This window comes from Arthrobacter sp. V1I7 (genome assembly GCF_030817015.1).
In the GTDB taxonomy this organism is placed as follows: domain Bacteria; phylum Actinomycetota; class Actinomycetes; order Actinomycetales; family Micrococcaceae; genus Arthrobacter.
In genome coordinates, this window is record NZ_JAUSYS010000001.1 from 485,431 (window position 1) to 501,196 (window position 15,766).

Sequence of the window (15,766 nt, forward strand, 5' to 3'; positions counted from 1 at the left end):
CGGGTTGGAAAGGAACCGATGAGCAGGTGGGATTTGCCGGTTCCTGAGTCCCCGATCAGACACAGAGGTGCGCCTTTGCGGATTCAGTCCCCGGTCGGCAGGGTGTGGATGGTGGGGTCAGCGCTATGTGATCGTTTCTGTGAAGACACGATCAGCGGCATCTGAGCACGACGCCCCCGCCGCCCAGGGCAAGCGAGGGACGTACCGAGGTGTTCCGACGGTCCCGCGCCACGTGACCCTGCCCGGATGGGCCGTTCACCGCGGTGTTCGCGGCCCAGGAAAGGCAGCGGAAGGGTTGTTGAGGAGCTCCCTGATCTGCGAAACGGGAAGGATACGTTGACGGTACTCTCGGCTCAGGATGGTCTGCGTTGCTTGGGCCGCTGCGGCGTCCTCGGAGCCGGTGCCTTCGGATGCGTAGATGACGCGGAGATTGTGGGCGAAGGCGTCGGCCCCGGTCTGCGCGATGCAGTTGTGGGTGGACACCCCCGCCAGGACGATGGTCTCAACACTCCAATTGCGTAGCCGCAGCAGTAAGTCAGTTCCGACAAAGGCGCTGTCACGGGTCTTGACCAGCTGTGGAACGCCGTCGGTCAGCAGCCCGGGAACAAAGTCGGCCTGCTCGCTGCCGCGGAAGATGAATCCCTGGTCGTCGTCGAGCATATTGAGGGTCCATGTCGACTTGTCTGACTCGTGCTCCGTTTTCACTAGGAGGGCTTTGCCGTTCGCGTCGGCTGCGGCGTTGATCAGCGCGTTGCACGCGGCCGTTAACTCGTCCCGCTGCCCGTGCAGGGCCGGGTCCTCGAAATAGGCGTTCTGCATGTCAACGACCAACACCGCGATCATCTCCGGCCCTTTCTCGCCTCGCCTGCCGACACCGCGACCACCACGTCCGGGGGCAAGCGCAGTTCCTTGACGGACCGGCTTCCCAGGTGCGGCTCGGTCCTATTCTTACGGCACCTTGGCCAGCCGCCCGGAATGGGTTTCCGTCCCCGAGGCGCACCTGCCTGGATGATCATTGGCCGTCCGTGGACGGATAGCTGGCAAGGATGTAGTCTGCCGCGGCCGGTCCTGTCATCCGCAGCCGGCTGTGGTGCCGGTGGATGCCCTGACGGTGCATGGCAGCCCGGAAGGTCGTCTCGGCCGTTGGGTTGATGTGGTGCAGCAGGCACCAGCTGGTGTAGAGGCCGTAGAGGCAGTCGGGCTCCAAGGGGCGGCGCGTTTCGTCCGAGACGGTCGCTTCAAGGAGGAATCGTTCGAAGTGCGAAGTGGCCATGACCGGTTCTTTCGGCGGGTGCATCCATGCGCCACCGTGCGGCTACAGCGGCTCGCTTGCGGTCGTGCACCCAACCGCAAGGGGTCCTCACCCTCGGGGGTGATTGGGACTCTCAATAATCTACGCAGTCCCCGCGCCCCTGTACAGGGCCAGTAGCGAACTTGCCGACACCGAGAAATTTCAGTAGAAAAGCACTCCCACGTCGTCGATCTATTCGACCCCTTCACGCCGTCGGTCGCAGGTCTCTAACGTTAAGGGAGCGGTGACATAACTATGGACCCCAGCCCTAACGCCGACGACCAACGATTCGCACGCCTTTGCCGGCGAGGCGCACTGCAACGCGTCCACCTGCGCATCGGCTATCCGCGGGCACCGGGACCGTTCACCGTGTCCGGACATGTCCTCGATGCCGACGTGGGCCACATTGCCCTCCGGCTCCGGTATGGCTTTAAGGACGAGCAATCCCTGGAAGCCAGCACTCGCGAGGACCGCATTTTCGGTCCACGGAAGTGGATCAGCGTCAATGGAATCGAAGCGCCTCTGCTGGACGACGATGCTTCCTCCATTCTGGGTTATGCGGAGTTTTCTGATCTTGAGAGTGTGACGTCCAGGGAACTCGTCAACGAGGCCGTCCAGGCGCTGTCGTCGATATGGGAGGCAGCGACGGCGCGCGTGGAGAGCGACAGGAGCGGGCACGTTCCAATCGCTAAGTCGCTGAAGCAGCTTAACCGGATCGCGCGGGAAGTGGACCCGATCGAAGCCTGGGAGCCTCTCATGAAGGACCTCCTGATCCGTGGCCGGGAGACGCACGGAAGCGTTTCCGGTCTCCGGTTTGACGCAGCTCCCGGCCTCGCTCTGCCGAACCACTTTCATAAAGTGAACGTCTTTCTTCGCTTCACTCCCGTCGGTGGCCAGAACCCCACGGAACTAGCCGTCATCTGGCATGACAGGGGAGAGGGGACGGCTGCCCTTGACGTGAGGTTTTCCGATATACCGGGCAGCGAAACGGGCGCCGGAAGCCGGAAGGCCGGCGGAGTTTACGTTGTCGCCCAAATAATGGAGGCGATCCAGGTGGCGACGGAATGGCTGGCCGCACTTGAGCACGGAGGCCATGAGTTCGTTTTCGCGGAAACTTTTCCCGTCGTGCAGCGCATGGAGGAGGCCAGGCGCGCAGGGCTTTCCTCAGTCGACGACGAGGTCCTGCGGTGCCGGGCAGAGGCCGTCCGCAGAAGCGCGGTGGCGCACCTCAACCAGTGGGCACGCGAGGTCTTCCCATAGCGCCGAAAATGCACGCTATGCGGAAGGAGTAACGTCCGACTGCTGGCCCGCACCCGATCATGAAGACGAAACCACGACGGTCCATCGCGAGCGGGCGCATCCGTGTCAGGATCAGTCATGGCCCAACGACTGATGCTGCTCGACACCGCGTCGCTGTACTTCCGCGCGTTCTATGGCATGCCCGACACGATCCGGCGGGCCGACGGTACGCCGGTGAACGCAGTTCGAGGGTTGCTGGACATGATCGCGCGGCTCACGTCCGATTACGACGCGACGCATCTCGTTGCGTGCTGGGACGACGATTGGCGTCCGCAGTGGCGCGTCGACCTCATCCCGAGCTACAAGTCGCATCGGGTCGCGGCGGTGGTGGCAGGTGCCCCCGACGTGGAGGTCGTGCCGGACGCGCTCGAGGCGCAGCTTCCGATGATCCGCCGGGTGCTCGACCTCGCCGGCATCGCCGTCGTGGGGGCCGCCGACCATGAGGCCGACGACGTCGTCGGGACTTACGCCAGCCACGCCCGGCTTCCGGTCGACGTGGTCACGGGCGACCGCGATCTTTTCCAGGTCGTCGACGACGCCCGTCAGGTGCGGGTGATCTACACCGCGCGCGGCATGAAGAACCTCGAAGTCGTGACCGACGCGACCGTTGTCGGGAAGTACCGCGTGCTGCCCAAGCAGTACGCGGACTACGCGACCCTCCGCGGCGACACCTCGGACGGGCTGCCGGGCGTCACCGGCATCGGAGAGAAGACCGCCGCGTCGCTGCTCGGAGAGTACGCCACGCTCGACGGGCTGCTCGTGGCGGCGGCGGATGCGGGAAGCGGGCTGTCCGCCTCCCTTCGGTCGAGGCTCGCCGCTGCCGCGGACTACCTCACGGTCGCGCCCGCCGTCGTGAAGATCGTGCGCGACCTCGAGCTCCCGACGCTCGAGGAGGCGGGCGCCCAGCTGCGCCCTGTCACCGGCGATTCGCGCGGCGAACTCGAGCGGCTTGCAACCGAGTGGAACCTCGGCGGCTCGATCAAACGACTCCTCGAAGCGCTCGACCTGCGTCACTGAGATCTCAGCGGTCGGCGGCGGTGCGCTCGGGACCGGGCCCGCACGGCTGATGACAGTTCGCTGGCGTGCCTCCAGTCGCATCTACTTCGGGGTTGCGATGCTTTGCCCAAGCGTGCCGCCGGCCAAGGCAGACGCGCAGGTTCCTGCAGCCTCCGCGACCTTGTCAGCGGGCACGCCTGATGAGAGGGCGGCCCTTATCTGCGCGTCGCCTGCGGCTTTCGCCTGGTCCAGTGCCCATTCTGCTGCCTCTACCTCGCCGACTCGGGTGACCACTGCAGCGAGCAGCTGATCGTGCACCCCGGACAGGTCGGCTGCCGCCTTGCCGCCCGGAACAGGCGCATGACCCGGGTCCCCGAGCGCGGTCGATTCAACCTGCGCGATGGACAGGGGGAGGGCACTTGTATCGGTGTACGGTTCCATGGAAGGCCTGCTTATAGTTCGAAGCGAAGTTCCGCAACTGCCCGAAAGAAGGACTCTCGTGACGAGGGCTCAGAAGGATCTTTCTGACGGATCCGAGAATACACGGGCGTTCCCGGTGACCGTACATTCGGCGGCTGAATCCCGAGGAACCGACGGCAACATCCTCGGACTGCTCCAGGACCGCTGACGTCGGCAACAAACCGTTGCCGCGACCGCGCCGACGAAGGAGAATCAGACGTGCTGCTCGAAGCTGGTTAGATAAAGCCGGGCGCCGACGGAGACCGCTTGGGGCAGTCCCGCCTAACAGATGGAGACACGATGAGCATTGCCACGAGCACGGACACGGAATCGCCTGTGCTGCACGTAGCGGACAGCCACGATCTGATCCGCGTGCAAGGCGCGCGCGAGAACAACCTCAAGGACATCAGCATCGAGATCCCGAAGCGCCGTCTGACGGTGTTCACAGGCGTCTCCGGTTCGGGCAAGAGCTCGCTCGTGTTCGCCACCATCGCCGCTGAGTCGCAGCGGATGATCAACGAGACTTACAGCGCCTTTGTGCAGGGGTTCATGCCCAACCTGGCGCGGCCCGAGGTGGACCACCTTGAGGGGCTGACGACCGCGATCATTGTTGACCAGGAGCGGATGGGCGCGAACCCCCGCTCCACGGTCGGCACTGCCACCGACGCCAACGCCATGCTCCGGATCCTCTTCAGCCGGCTGGGTACGCCGCACATCGGCCCGCCCACGGCGTTCTCCTTCAACGTCCCGACGCGGAAGGCCAGCGGGGTGCTGAGCACCGAGAAGAGCGGCAGGGTCGAGAAGAGCGTAGTACAAAACGCGGTCTACCTGGGCGGCATGTGTCCGCGCTGCGAGGGCATGGGCTCGGTCTCCGACTTCGACCTCACTGCGCTGTACGACGACAGCAAATCGCTCGGCGAGGGTGCCCTGACGGTCCCGGGCTACAGCATGGACGGCTGGTATGGCCGCATCTTCAGCGGCGCCGGCTTCGATATGGACAAACCGATCGCGAAGTTCACCAAAAAGGAAATGCATGACCTTCTCTATAAGGAACCGACCAAGATCAAGGTCGAGGGCATCAACCTCACCTACGAGGGTCTGATCCCGAAGATCCAGAAATCGATGCTCTCCAAGGACGTCGACGCGATGCAGCCTCACATCCGGGCCTTCGTGGAGCGCGCCATCACGTTTCAGGCCTGCCCCGAGTGCGACGGCACGCGGCTCAGCCCTGAGGCCAGGTCCTCGAGGATCGAGGGCAAGAACATGGCCGACCTGTGCGAGATGCAGATCAGTGACCTGGCCGCGTGGGTCCGCGAGCTCAACGAGCCGTCGGTCGCGCCGCTCCTTAAAGGCTTGCAGCACCTGCTCGACTCGTTCGCCGAAATCGGGCTGGGTTACCTCTCGCTGGACCGGCCGGCGGGCACCCTGTCCGGGGGAGAGGCCCAACGTACCAAGATGATCCGGCACCTGGGCTCGTCCCTCACGGATATCACCTACGTCTTTGACGAGCCGACGATCGGCCTGCACCCGCACGACATCGAGCGGATGAACCAGCTGCTGCTGCAGCTGCGCGACAAGGGCAACACCGTGCTCGTCGTCGAGCACAAACCGGAGACCATCGCCATCGCTGACCACGTCGTCGACCTCGGCCCCGGCGCAGGCAGCGAGGGCGGCAGCGTCTGCTTCGAGGGAAGCGTGGAGGGGCTGCGGGGGAGTGACACCATCACCGGGCGGCACCTCGACGATCGGGCCACGGTTAAGGAATCGGTGCGTACGCCGTCCGGCAAGCTCGAGGTGCGTGGTGCCGCGACACACAACCTCAAGGACGTGGATGTCGACGTTCCGCTCGGCGTGCTTTGCGTGGTCACGGGTGTCGCGGGTTCGGGCAAGAGCTCGCTGATCCACGGCTCGGTGGCCGGCCGCGACGGCGTTGTGGTGATCGACCAGGGCGCCATCAAGGGGTCGCGGCGCAGCAACCCTGCGACGTACACGGGCCTTCTCGAGCCGATCCGCAAGGCGTTCGCGAAGACCAACGGCGTGAAGCCGGCGCTGTTCAGCTCCAACTCAGAAGGCGCCTGTCCCACATGCAACGGCGCGGGCGTCATCTTCACCGAACTGGGCGTGATGGCCACCGTAGAGTCCACTTGCGAGGACTGCGAGGGCAGGAGGTTCCAGGCGTCAGTCCTGGAATACAAGCTGGGCGGCCGCAACATCGCCGAAGTACTGGCAATGTCGATGACCGAGGCCGAGGTGTTCTTTGGCGAAGGGGAGGCCCGTGCGCCGGCGGCCCACAAGATCCTCGACCGGCTCGTGGACGTCGGGCTCGGCTACCTCACCCTCGGCCAGCCGCTCACCACGCTGTCCGGCGGCGAGCGGCAGCGCGTCAAGCTGGCCACCCAGATGGCAGAGAAGGGTGACGTATACGTCCTCGACGAGCCCACCACCGGCCTGCACCTCGCCGACGTCCAGAACCTGCTGGGCCTTCTCGACCGCCTTGTGGAGTCCGGCAAATCGGTCATCGTCATCGAGCATCACCAGGCCGTCATGGCGCACGCCGACTGGATCATCGACCTCGGCCCCGGCGCCGGCCACGACGGCGGAAGGCTCGTCTTCGAGGGCACTCCCGCTGACCTCGTCGCCGCGCGTTCCACCCTCACCGGTGAACACCTTGCGGCCTACGTCGGCACCTGACGGAACTTCCTCTGCGGACCGGTGGTACCAAGGACATAGGCTGCGCCATTTCGCCGTGGAGGCGTAGAGATGACGTGACCGTCGGTCGTATGCTGTCCCTAACGGTCAAGCAGTGGGCCGTTGTGTTTCGGATTCGAGCGTGAAACGTGACCCAGGAAATCTCAGCCGACAACGCGCAGGTGGCTGACGCCGGCCTCTGGGAGATACGTTTCGACAGCCCGGACATCGACACGTTCCTTCATGAGGCCATCGCTGAGTTCGTCGACGATCTCGGGGCCCCGGGCAGGGGTATCAGTTGGGCGATCACGCTCCTTCGGACAGAAGGGAGCATCACCCTGGCCTCCGGCAGCGCTGCCTCGGAAGCCGTCGACAGGGCGCAGTCCGCGTTCGACGATACTCCTTCCCGCGCCGCAGTCCGCGGTGGGGAGTTCGTGCTCGTCACCGATTCGGGCAGGGAGCGTCGTTGGCCGGGGTACGCCAGCACTGCTGTCGGCCTGGGAATCCGTTCCGTGTTGTCCGTTCCCCTCGTTCCTGCCGTCATGTTCCGCATCACCTTCAACCTGTATGCACCACAGCCACATGTCTTCACGAGTGCAGACATCACGGCAGCGGTCAGGTTCGTCCGTCACGCCTCCTGGACCCTGCGCCTGGCGCACCAGGTGCGGCAGAGGGACAAGCGCGATGAGGAGCTTTCCTCGGCCCAGCTGTCCCGGGCCCTGGCTCCCCTGGCGTTACGGGCACTGGTACGCGAATACGGGTTCAGCATCGAGGAGTCCCTTGAGTATCTGCGGCGCGCCGCCGGCAACCTCCCCCAGCCCGTGAATCCGGCCTTCCCTGTAGCCATGTGGGAGTCCCGCCACGCAACGCTGGACCCCCGGGAGAGCTCCAGCTTTCGGGCGGCAAGGGCGACCAAGTCCCGGACCGCCGGCCCTAGATCCAGCCTCCGTTAGTGATGGCCGACGCGGGTGGTGCCGAACATCAGGGTTTGCCGGCTTATGTCGTAGAAGACGGTATCCGCGGTGGACAGGAGATCCTGCAGGTTGTCCGCGTCATCGGCGTCAATGGTGAGGACTTCCTCCCAGGCCCCCTCATCAAGCACGAGTTGCAGCGTCCACGTCCCGGGTCCGCCCGCGTCCCCGGCAATCCAGGTGAACTGGTAATGGCTGAGCTGGCGTACCTTGATGCTGTCGTCGGTGATTGGCTGCTTCGGTGTAGGGCTCATGGTCATATCCTTGCCGGCTGCACCCGCTGCGCAGCCTCGTCGCCGTCTGCTGAATGTTGAATCGCTTGGTCCTGCCGGCCGGCGAGTCTCCCAACCGGGACCACTAATCTAGCCCCGGGCCGGAGGCATGTAAATGATCGGAACGGGCCAAGGGGAGCGGCAGGATGCTCGGCGCGGGCGTAAAATCTCTGCCATCGGACTGAGGGAAGGAACATCCATGGACAAGGACCCAACGGCTCCGGCGGAGCAGGACCCGGATAACAGCAGTTCTCCGGGGAGTGGAAGCACGATACCGAAATCGAAGGACGGCGTCTGGATTACCTCGACTCCCGGCGGATCAAGTTTCGAACCGGAAGAGGACGTCGCGGCTCACGACACCGGCGAGGGCACCGGAGGATCAGAAAAAGAGACCTGACGGCAGCGGCATTCAGTTTCCGGTGGCGGTGAACAACCGCACGTCCGCCAAGACGTCCTCGGGGCGGATCGAAGCCAGCAGCGACTCGTCGTGCGGGCAACGAACAGACGTGTATCCCACTTGGGTCACATCGCTTCCGCAGTCCGGGCAGTGGGTAACCCAGGACAGGTGGGCCCGGTGCAGGCTGCGCCCCAGCGGCCCGGCGTTGATGACGTTGCCGACCCAGTAAAGCCCCACGGTCGGCGTGCCCATAGCCTGGGCAAGATGCCGGGGCCCGCTGTCGTTGCCCAGCAGCACGCTGCAACGCCCCAGCAGGGCTGCCAAGGTGCCGAGATCCAGCTCCCCGGCCAGGGATGTGACCTGGCGCGAGCAGGCAGCATCAACAACTTGGGACGCCAGATCCTTGTCGTCACTGGCTCCGACCACGACGACCCTGCACCCATCCGATGCGCAAGCGGCCGCTACCTCGCCGAAGAGCCCGGCCGGCCATCTGCGGCGGGGGTCCGTTGCGCCCGGATGAATGGCAACGAGCGGGGAGGCCAATTCGCCCAGGAGCAAGTCAGCCTGATCCACAAACTCCGCCAGCGGCCGGAGCCTGGCCTCCAGTTCGATCGGGGGGGCGCCGACGAGTCCCACCACCTCAAGGGCGCGGAGGGGTTCATGCTGGTAGTAGACGTAGGGAACGGAGCGGTCCAGATCCGCGGCATCCGCTGTTCTGAGCCCCGCGGAGTGGCGGGCCCCAAGGCGAAGTAGGAACGGGTTGGAAAACCGGCCGCCGCCGTGCAGCTGGATGGCCAGATCGAACTTCTCCGAGACCATGTCGGCAAAGAAGCGTTCAACTTCGACGGCGTCCTCCGGCCCCGGGCGGACCCCCTCAGCGAACGGCAAAATGCGCACGTCCCGCACGGGAGCGTGGGTGCTCAGGAGCAGTTCACGATGCAGGGGGGTGCCCAGCAGGGTCAGGGCGGCATCGGGGTAGGCCGCCCCGAGGGCGGCCACCGCAGGGAGGGCGAACATGAGATCCCCGAGGCCGCCGCCCCGGAGCACAGCGATCTTGGCGACGTCGGGCAACTTCTCCAGGACCGGTCCGACGCCCCAGCCAACTACCTCGGCTCCGCCGAACTCCGCGGTGGTCTCGTCCACTATCCGACTCCCGTCGCTTGATTCCTTACCTGGCCCCCGCCGGCACCGGTGGGTCCACGGCGTCGCAGCGACCGCCGCCTGTACATCACCCCGTACCCGGCAATGCGGTCCTGAAACACCGCACGGTCCTGAAGCGTCCATGGGGTCCATTCCGGGGACGCGGTCACAGCAGGCCAAGGCCGCTGACCGCTGCCAGCACCTCGTGGACCCTAACGGCGAGAAGTGCCGGGTCGGGTTCCACCGCGAAAGTGTCTCCCAGGCGCAACTCCGCCTTGGTCAGGACGGTATGGGGTCCTGGCGGTGGACCCCAGTGGTCGGGGGAGGCCGGGCCAAAGAGCACCACGGAAGGACGCCGGTACGCCGTTGCGAGGTGGGCGGCGCCGGTATCGGCGGAGACCACAAGCCTGGACTCCGCGATGAGGGCCGCGAACGCGCTGAGGGACTGTTGTCCGGCCAGGACAACGTCCTCGCCGAGGCCCGCGAGGGCGGCAACCCGGGCAGCGCGCGGCCATTCGGCCGCGCTGCCCGTGAAGACCACCTCGTGGCCGGCCTGCGCCAGTTCGGCCGCAACCTCGGCGAAGCGGTCCTCGGGCCAGAGGCGGCTTCCGTACGCGGCCCCGGGGTGAAGCACCGTCGCGGACGGACGGTCCGTCCGTGCCGGGGGCAGATTCAACCTGAAGTCACCGGAATCGGCCTCGATACCGTGCCATTGCAGCAGCCGCGTCCACCGCTGACGCTCATGGATGTTGTCTTCCCAGAGTGGGCCGGGCCGGCCATCGGAGGCATGCGCTATGACCCGTTGCGGCCGGAGGGCTTCGATCCGGGAATCGCTTTCCGGGCCCCTTCCATGCAAATTAACCGCGATGTCCACCTGCCCCGGCGGCAGGGCCAACGGGACGTCGAGGCCATGCGTGGGGAGCAGTTCGTAGCCCCCGACCAGGGCAAGTGCGTCCACAAGCCAGTCCTGGGCGGCATAGAGAAGTCGATGCGCAGGGTAAGCCCGGCGCAGGGCATGCAGGGCCGGTACAGCGACGAGCAGATCGCCGAGCTTCAGCGCCCGCAGCACCAGCACCACCGGCCGGCCGTCCTCGGATACGAGCACTGGGCCGCCTCCCCGTTCTCGAGATACTTCACCCCTTGATCGAGGAGTGTAGTCCGTTGTCTGGCAATGAAGTACCGGCAGGCATCTCGTCCTATTGACACTCGACGGCTCCAGGCATAGCGTACAACCAAATGGTTGTAGATCAGGGAAGTGAGACCGACATTGACCGCCTGTTCCAGGCGTTCGCCGATGCCACCCGCCGCGACATAGTGCGCCGGGTGACTGCGGGGGAGTATTCGGTGTCCGGCCTTGCCACCCTGTATGCCATGAGTTTTGCCGCCGTTCAAAAGCATGTGGCGGTGTTGGAACGCGCATCCCTGGTCACAAAGGAGAAGCGCGGAAGGGAGCAGATCGTGCGGGGCAGTCACGAAGGTCTAGAGAGAGCCCGGCGGTTGCTCGATGAGTACGAGGCGATCTGGCGGCAGCGTGCCGCGCGGATCGCAGACATCCTCACTGAAAAGCCAAACATCCTCTGAAAAATAGGAAGGGTTGCGAAATGACGGTTATCAGTTCCACCAAGAATCCCGAGGCCTTGAGCTTCAGCCTCATCGCCGAGTTCGACGCCGGCGTTGAGAGAGTATGGCAGATCTGGGAAGACCCGCGGCAGCTTGAGCGCTGGTGGGGACCTCCCACGTGGCCGGCCACCTTCGAAAGGCACGAATTCACCCCCGGCGGCGAGGCCAGCTACTACATGACGGGACCGAATGGCGAGAAGGCCCGCGGCTGGTGGCGAATCACCGACGTCCAGGCCCCGACCCATCTCGAGTTTGACGACGGTTTCGCCGACGACGACGGCGCTCCCGTTGAGGCCATGGGCATCACCCATGCCACGGTGACGCTCGAGGAAATCGGCGCCCGCACGCGGATGACCATTCTGTCCACGTTCGAGTCAGAAGAACAGCTGAACAAGATGGTCGAGATGGGCATGGAAGAAGGCATGAAGGAGGCCGCCGGCCAGATCGACGCTCTTCTTGCCGAGCACTCTCGTGCTTGACCCTAGGGCTCCGTAACGGGCTCTGGTCAGGCAAGCACGGACGACGACGGCGGGACCTCCCGCCGTCGTCGTCCGTCTGCCCGGCGAGGGGTGCGGCCGATCTGTAGTGAAACGTGACTATCGTTTGGCACGTCTCTTCCGTCTGCCTTTCCCTACCCGCCAGGTGACGATGACACCTATGGCCAGCAGGAACACGAAGACGGCAATGTCGCGCCCGGCGGCCTTGGCGACGGCCTCGTACGAATTGCCGGCCAGATATCCAAGCAGGACAAATCCCGAACCCCACACAATGCCCCCAGCAGCATTGAAGGCGAGAAAGCGCCGGTAGGGCATGTGTGCGGCCCCGGCCAAAGCTGGTAGGACGGCACGGAAAAACGCTATGAAGCGGCCGAGGAAAACCGCCGCGCCGCCTCTGCGGCGAAGCAGATCCTGCGCCGCCTCCAACTCGCTGCGCTTGCTCCGGAAGACCCGCAGGTTAAGGAGCCGGGGACCGGCATGCTTGCCGACCGCATAGCCCACGGAATCTCCAGCGATGGCGGCGAGCACCACCAGGAGCATCATCAACTCCAACTCGGCATTGCCGCGACTGGCGATGACCCCGCCCAGCACGGCAGCCATCTCTCCGGGCAGAACGAACCCCACGAATAGCGCGTCCTCGCCGAAGACCAGGCACGTCACGAGCACGTAGGCCAGAGCCGGCGGGACGTTCAGGAGACTGTCGAGTAACTCGGTCATGGGAGCGCTTCTTTCGCCTGTGCCGGGGCGGCGGCCTCAGGATCCTGACCTTCTGCTGCTGGCCTTTGCCATCTCGAGCGAGGCCGGGTCCCGACAGAAGCCTACCCCGCCTCTTCGATGGTGGCGGGAGAACCCGCGGGCGCCAGCCGCAGCCGGCCCACCCGGTCGCCGAGGATCCGGCGGGCCTCGCCGGGCAGCCCCTCGTCGCTGATGAGTTCGTCCGCTTCCTCCAAGCCGGCGATGGTGCAGATGCCGAAGGTGCCCCACTTGGTGTGGTCGGCCAGCACCACCACCCGACGGGCGGCCGCCATAAAGGCGCGGTCCGTCTCAGCTTCCAGCACGTTCGGCGTGGTGAAGCCGGCGTCGGCATCAACGCCGTGGACGCCCAGGAAGAGGACGTCCAAGTGCAGCTGCTTCAGTGCGGAGGTCGCCAGCGGCCCCACCAGCGCCTCCGAGGGCGTGCGTTCGCCGCCGGTGAGGATCACCGCCGACGGCGAGGAGCCCTGATGGAAGACGTCCGCAATCCGCACCGAGTTCGTGACCACCGTGATCCGGGGCCCGGCGCACAGCAGCCGGGCGAGCGCCCAGGTGGTGGTGCCCGCGCTGAGGCCCACCGCCATGCCCTCGCGCACCTGGGCGGCTGCCTCCTGCGCGATTGCGGCCTTCTCCTCCTGCAGCTGCGTCACCTTCAGCTCGAAACCAGGCTCGTGGGTGCTCGCGCCGCCCGGCAGCTTGGCTCCGCCGTGGATCTTCTCCACGGCGCCGGCGGCATCCAGCGCATCGATGTCGCGCCGGACGGTCATCAGGGACACGCCCAGCAGCTGGGCGAGGTCCGCGACGCGGACGATCCGTTCACGTTGGACCTCTGCGATGATGGCGGAATGGCGGGCTGCGGCTAGCATGCTGCGTCCTTCGTGGTGGGCTCGCGGGAATGTGCGGAGTGGACAGCGGCGACTGCGCAGGCTTCCTCCTGCACATCGTAACTTCCGCGCGCACCAAACGCATCAACTTCGTGATTTATTTTGTGTTCTATTGTTTGAAAATGTTTTCCAGTGTACAAATGAGAACATGACGCGAACCACGATGACCAGGCTGGCCGACGGCCGGGAGATCCTCTACTTTGATGACGCAGGCTCGCCCGAACGACCCGCGGATTCCCTGGTGGACCACCGCAAACTGCCCGCCCGCCCCGAGCCCGGCCAGCTGCGCTTCGATGCGCTCAGCCGGGAATGGGTGGCCGTCGCCGCGCACCGGCAGTCGCGCACCCACCTGCCGCCCGTAGATCAGTGCCCGATCTGTCCAACCACACCGGCCAACCAGACCGAGATTCCGGCTCCGAACTATGACGTGGCCGTCTTCGAGAACCGCTTCCCCTCGCTCGGGCCGGACACGAGCGAGATCCCCTCGGCCCCGGCCTGGGGAACGATAGCCCCTGCGGTGGGCCGCTGCGAAGTCGTGGCCTTCACCCCGGAGCACACCGGATCCTTCGCCGGCCTGGGCTGGCAGCGCACCCGGACGGTGATCGACGCCTGGGCCCACCGGACCGCGGCCCTCAGCGACCTGCCCGGCATCGGGCAGGTCTTCCCGTTCGAAAACCGCGGAGCCGAAATCGGCGTCACCCTGCACCACCCGCACGGGCAGATTTACGCCTACCCCTACGTGACGCCCCGCGCCGCGGTCCTGGCCGCCGCGGCCGGCAAGTATTTCGACAACTCGGACGGCACGCAAACGCTCACCTCATCCCTGCTCCGGGCCGAGCGCAGCGACGGCAGCCGCATGGTCCTCGAGGGCGAACATTTCAGCGCCTACGTTCCCTTTGCCGCGCGCTGGCCGTTGGAAGTCCACCTGGTCCCGCACCGCCAGGTCCCGGACCTGGCCGCGCTGAACGGGGCGGAACGCGACGAACTGGCGGACCTTTACCCGGAACTGCTCAAGCGTTTCGACGCACTGTACCCGACGCCCACCCCGTACATCGCGGCCTGGCACCAGGCTCCGCTGGACCCGGCCATGCGCCGCGCCGGCCAGCTGCAGCTCCAGCTGACCTCGCCCCGCCGCGCCGCCGACAAGCTCAAGTACCTGGCCGGGTCCGAAGCCGCCATGGGCGCCTTCATCAACGACACCACGCCCGAATCCGTCGCGGCCCGGCTGCGCGAAGTGGCCGGCGAACCGGCCGGCGTCGCGACTCCCGCAACCCTGACTCCCGCCACTCTGGCCCCCGAAGGCGCTCCCGCATGAAGCCGACACCACGCACCGGCGCCGGACCGGCCAACCTGGCGGACCGTTTCGAGGCTACCTTCGGGGCGGCCCCGAACGGCGTCTGGGCCGCCCCCGGCAGGGTGAATCTGATCGGCGAGCACACGGACTACAACGAGGGCTTCGTGCTGCCTTTCGCCATCGACAAGCGGGCGACGACGGCGCTCCGGCTCCGCGGCGACTCTACAGTCCGGCTGCTTTCCACCTTCGGCGATCAGGGCCTGGTCCAGGCCGACGCCGCAGACCTTGAGCCGGGCACCGTCAAAGGCTGGGCCAAGTACCCCCTCGGCGTGGTCTGGGCTTTGCAGCAGCACGGCCTCGAGGTTTCCGGCTTCGACCTCCTGCTCGACTCCGACGTGCCCCTCGGCGCGGGATTGTCCTCCTCACACGCGATTGAGTGCGCCGTCATCACGGCCCTGAACGAACTCACCGGGGCAGGGCTTTCGGCGGAGGACATGGTCCGGCTGACCCAGCAGGCGGAAAACGCCTTCGTCGGCGCTCCGACCGGGATCATGGATCAGTCGGCCTCCCTGCGCGGGGCCGCCGGGCAGGCCGTCTTCCTCGACTGCAGGGACCAGGCCGTGCAACTTGTCCCGTTCGAGGCCCAGGAGGCCGGTCTCCTGTTGCTCGTCGTCGACACGAAGGTCTCGCACTCCCATGCCGACGGAGGCTATGCTTCCCGCCGCGCCTCCTGCGAGCTCGGCGCGGACGTCCTCGGCGTCAGGGCCTTGCGTGATGTCGCCGTCGCCGACCTTGAAGAAGCCCGCGGCCTGCTTGATCCGGTGACGTTCCGGCGGGTCCGCCACATCGTCACCGAGAACGATCGGGTGCTGCTGACCGTGGACACGCTCCGGAACCAGGGCCCGGCGCACATCGGCCGGTTCCTCGATGCCAGCCACGTCTCCATGCGGGACGACTTCGAGATCTCCTGCCCGGAGCTCGACCTCGCCGTGGACACGGCCCGCGCCCACGGCGCCATCGGCGCCCGCATGACCGGCGGCGGCTTCGGCGGCTCGGCCATCGCCCTGACTCCGGTGCAGGACGAGCAGCAGGTCCGCGACGCAGTCGTCCGCGCCTTTGCGGAGGCAGGATTCACCAGGCCCGATATCTTCACCGTCACGCCGGCAGCGGGAGCGGAACGCATCCGATGAGGAACGAAGCTAGGC

At 66.1% G+C, this 15,766-nt stretch carries 17 protein-coding genes and 1 pseudogene; 9 read left to right on the forward strand and 9 right to left on the reverse strand.

Annotated elements, in window-relative coordinates; genetic code table 11:
• Positions 1 to 14: 14 nt before the first annotated feature.
• The 3 genes and pseudogenes from QFZ69_RS02255 to QFZ69_RS02265 all read right to left on the reverse strand — a co-directional run.
• Positions 15 to 113 (reverse strand): annotated as a pseudogene (locus QFZ69_RS02255) (AAA family ATPase); the annotation flags it as partial.
• Between the two features lie 142 nt (positions 114 to 255).
• On the reverse strand, positions 256 to 843 hold the full coding sequence (locus QFZ69_RS02260) for a cysteine hydrolase family protein (protein WP_306915360.1): 588 nt from the start codon (positions 841 to 843) through the stop codon (positions 256 to 258).
• A gap of 169 nt (positions 844 to 1,012) precedes the next feature.
• Positions 1,013 to 1,273 (reverse strand): hypothetical protein, encoded by a 261-nt coding sequence (locus QFZ69_RS02265; protein ID WP_306915362.1) that lies wholly within the window; start codon positions 1,271 to 1,273, stop codon positions 1,013 to 1,015.
• 387 nt (positions 1,274 to 1,660) lie between these two features.
• Here QFZ69_RS02265 and QFZ69_RS02270 point away from each other — a divergent pair, with 387 nt between their 5' ends.
• Positions 1,661 to 2,551: a hypothetical protein gene (locus QFZ69_RS02270; protein WP_306915363.1), complete on the forward strand. Its 891-nt coding sequence runs from the start codon at positions 1,661 to 1,663 to the stop codon at positions 2,549 to 2,551.
• Between the two features lie 117 nt (positions 2,552 to 2,668).
• Entirely contained in the window at positions 2,669 to 3,607 is a 939-nt protein-coding gene (locus QFZ69_RS02275) for a 5'-3' exonuclease (RefSeq protein WP_306915364.1), read from the forward strand.
• 81 nt (positions 3,608 to 3,688) lie between these two features.
• Here QFZ69_RS02275 and QFZ69_RS02280 read toward each other — a convergent pair whose 3' ends face one another.
• Positions 3,689 to 4,027, reverse strand: coding sequence for a hypothetical protein (locus tag QFZ69_RS02280; RefSeq protein WP_306915366.1), 339 nt, complete (start codon positions 4,025 to 4,027; stop codon positions 3,689 to 3,691).
• Positions 4,028 to 4,345: 318 nt separating this feature from the next.
• Here QFZ69_RS02280 and QFZ69_RS02285 point away from each other — a divergent pair, with 318 nt between their 5' ends.
• Together QFZ69_RS02285 and QFZ69_RS02290 are read left to right on the forward strand one after the other, a co-directional pair.
• Positions 4,346 to 6,736 (forward strand): excinuclease ABC subunit UvrA, encoded by a 2,391-nt coding sequence (locus QFZ69_RS02285; RefSeq protein ID WP_306999879.1) that lies wholly within the window; start codon positions 4,346 to 4,348, stop codon positions 6,734 to 6,736.
• Positions 6,737 to 6,882: 146 nt separating this feature from the next.
• Complete coding sequence (locus tag QFZ69_RS02290) at positions 6,883 to 7,686, forward strand: GAF domain-containing protein (RefSeq protein ID WP_306915368.1); 804 nt, start codon at positions 6,883 to 6,885, stop codon at positions 7,684 to 7,686.
• Here the strand turns inward: QFZ69_RS02290 and QFZ69_RS02295 are convergent.
• Positions 7,683 to 7,958 carry a hypothetical protein gene (locus tag QFZ69_RS02295; protein WP_306915370.1) on the reverse strand — a complete coding sequence of 92 codons (276 nt, stop codon included), beginning with the start codon at positions 7,956 to 7,958 and terminating at the stop codon, positions 7,683 to 7,685. The genes QFZ69_RS02290 and QFZ69_RS02295 overlap by 4 nt on opposite strands.
• 217 nt (positions 7,959 to 8,175) lie before the next feature.
• On the opposite strand from QFZ69_RS02295, the gene QFZ69_RS02300 reads away from it, so the two are divergent.
• Positions 8,176 to 8,373 carry a hypothetical protein gene (locus QFZ69_RS02300; RefSeq protein ID WP_306915371.1) on the forward strand — a complete coding sequence of 66 codons (198 nt, stop codon included), beginning with the start codon at positions 8,176 to 8,178 and terminating at the stop codon, positions 8,371 to 8,373.
• Between the two features lie 12 nt (positions 8,374 to 8,385).
• Here the strand turns inward: QFZ69_RS02300 and QFZ69_RS02305 are convergent, their stop codons facing one another.
• Positions 8,386 to 9,516 (reverse strand): glycosyltransferase family 9 protein, encoded by a 1,131-nt coding sequence (locus tag QFZ69_RS02305; protein ID WP_306915372.1) that lies wholly within the window; start codon positions 9,514 to 9,516, stop codon positions 8,386 to 8,388.
• 163 nt (positions 9,517 to 9,679) lie between these two features.
• Positions 9,680 to 10,618: a glycosyltransferase family 9 protein gene (locus QFZ69_RS02310; RefSeq protein WP_306915374.1), complete on the reverse strand. Its 939-nt coding sequence runs from the start codon at positions 10,616 to 10,618 to the stop codon at positions 9,680 to 9,682.
• 131 nt (positions 10,619 to 10,749) lie between these two features.
• On the opposite strand from QFZ69_RS02310, the gene QFZ69_RS02315 reads away from it, so the two are divergent.
• Both QFZ69_RS02315 and QFZ69_RS02320 read left to right on the forward strand, forming a co-directional pair.
• Positions 10,750 to 11,094, forward strand: a complete 345-nt coding sequence (locus QFZ69_RS02315; RefSeq protein ID WP_306915376.1) for a metalloregulator ArsR/SmtB family transcription factor — start codon at positions 10,750 to 10,752, stop codon at positions 11,092 to 11,094.
• Positions 11,095 to 11,114: 20 nt separating this feature from the next.
• Entirely contained in the window at positions 11,115 to 11,612 is a 498-nt protein-coding gene (locus QFZ69_RS02320) for an SRPBCC domain-containing protein (protein ID WP_306915378.1), read from the forward strand.
• Positions 11,613 to 11,729: 117 nt separating this feature from the next.
• Here the strand turns inward: QFZ69_RS02320 and QFZ69_RS02325 are convergent, their stop codons facing one another.
• Both QFZ69_RS02325 and QFZ69_RS02330 read right to left on the reverse strand, forming a co-directional pair.
• Positions 11,730 to 12,347 carry a DedA family protein gene (locus QFZ69_RS02325; RefSeq protein WP_306915379.1) on the reverse strand — a complete coding sequence of 206 codons (618 nt, stop codon included), beginning with the start codon at positions 12,345 to 12,347 and terminating at the stop codon, positions 11,730 to 11,732.
• Positions 12,348 to 12,448: 101 nt separating this feature from the next.
• Positions 12,449 to 13,249: a DeoR/GlpR family DNA-binding transcription regulator gene (locus QFZ69_RS02330; RefSeq protein WP_306915381.1), complete on the reverse strand. Its 801-nt coding sequence runs from the start codon at positions 13,247 to 13,249 to the stop codon at positions 12,449 to 12,451.
• A 166-nt stretch (positions 13,250 to 13,415) separates the two neighbouring features.
• Here QFZ69_RS02330 and galT point away from each other — a divergent pair, with 166 nt between their 5' ends.
• Positions 13,416 to 14,582 (forward strand): galactose-1-phosphate uridylyltransferase, encoded by a 1,167-nt coding sequence (gene galT / locus QFZ69_RS02335; protein WP_306915383.1) that lies wholly within the window; start codon positions 13,416 to 13,418, stop codon positions 14,580 to 14,582.
• Entirely contained in the window at positions 14,579 to 15,751 is a 1,173-nt protein-coding gene (galK, locus tag QFZ69_RS02340; RefSeq protein WP_306915385.1) for a galactokinase, read from the forward strand. Before galT ends, galK begins: the two co-directional genes overlap by 4 nt.
• Positions 15,752 to 15,766: the final 15 nt, after the last annotated feature.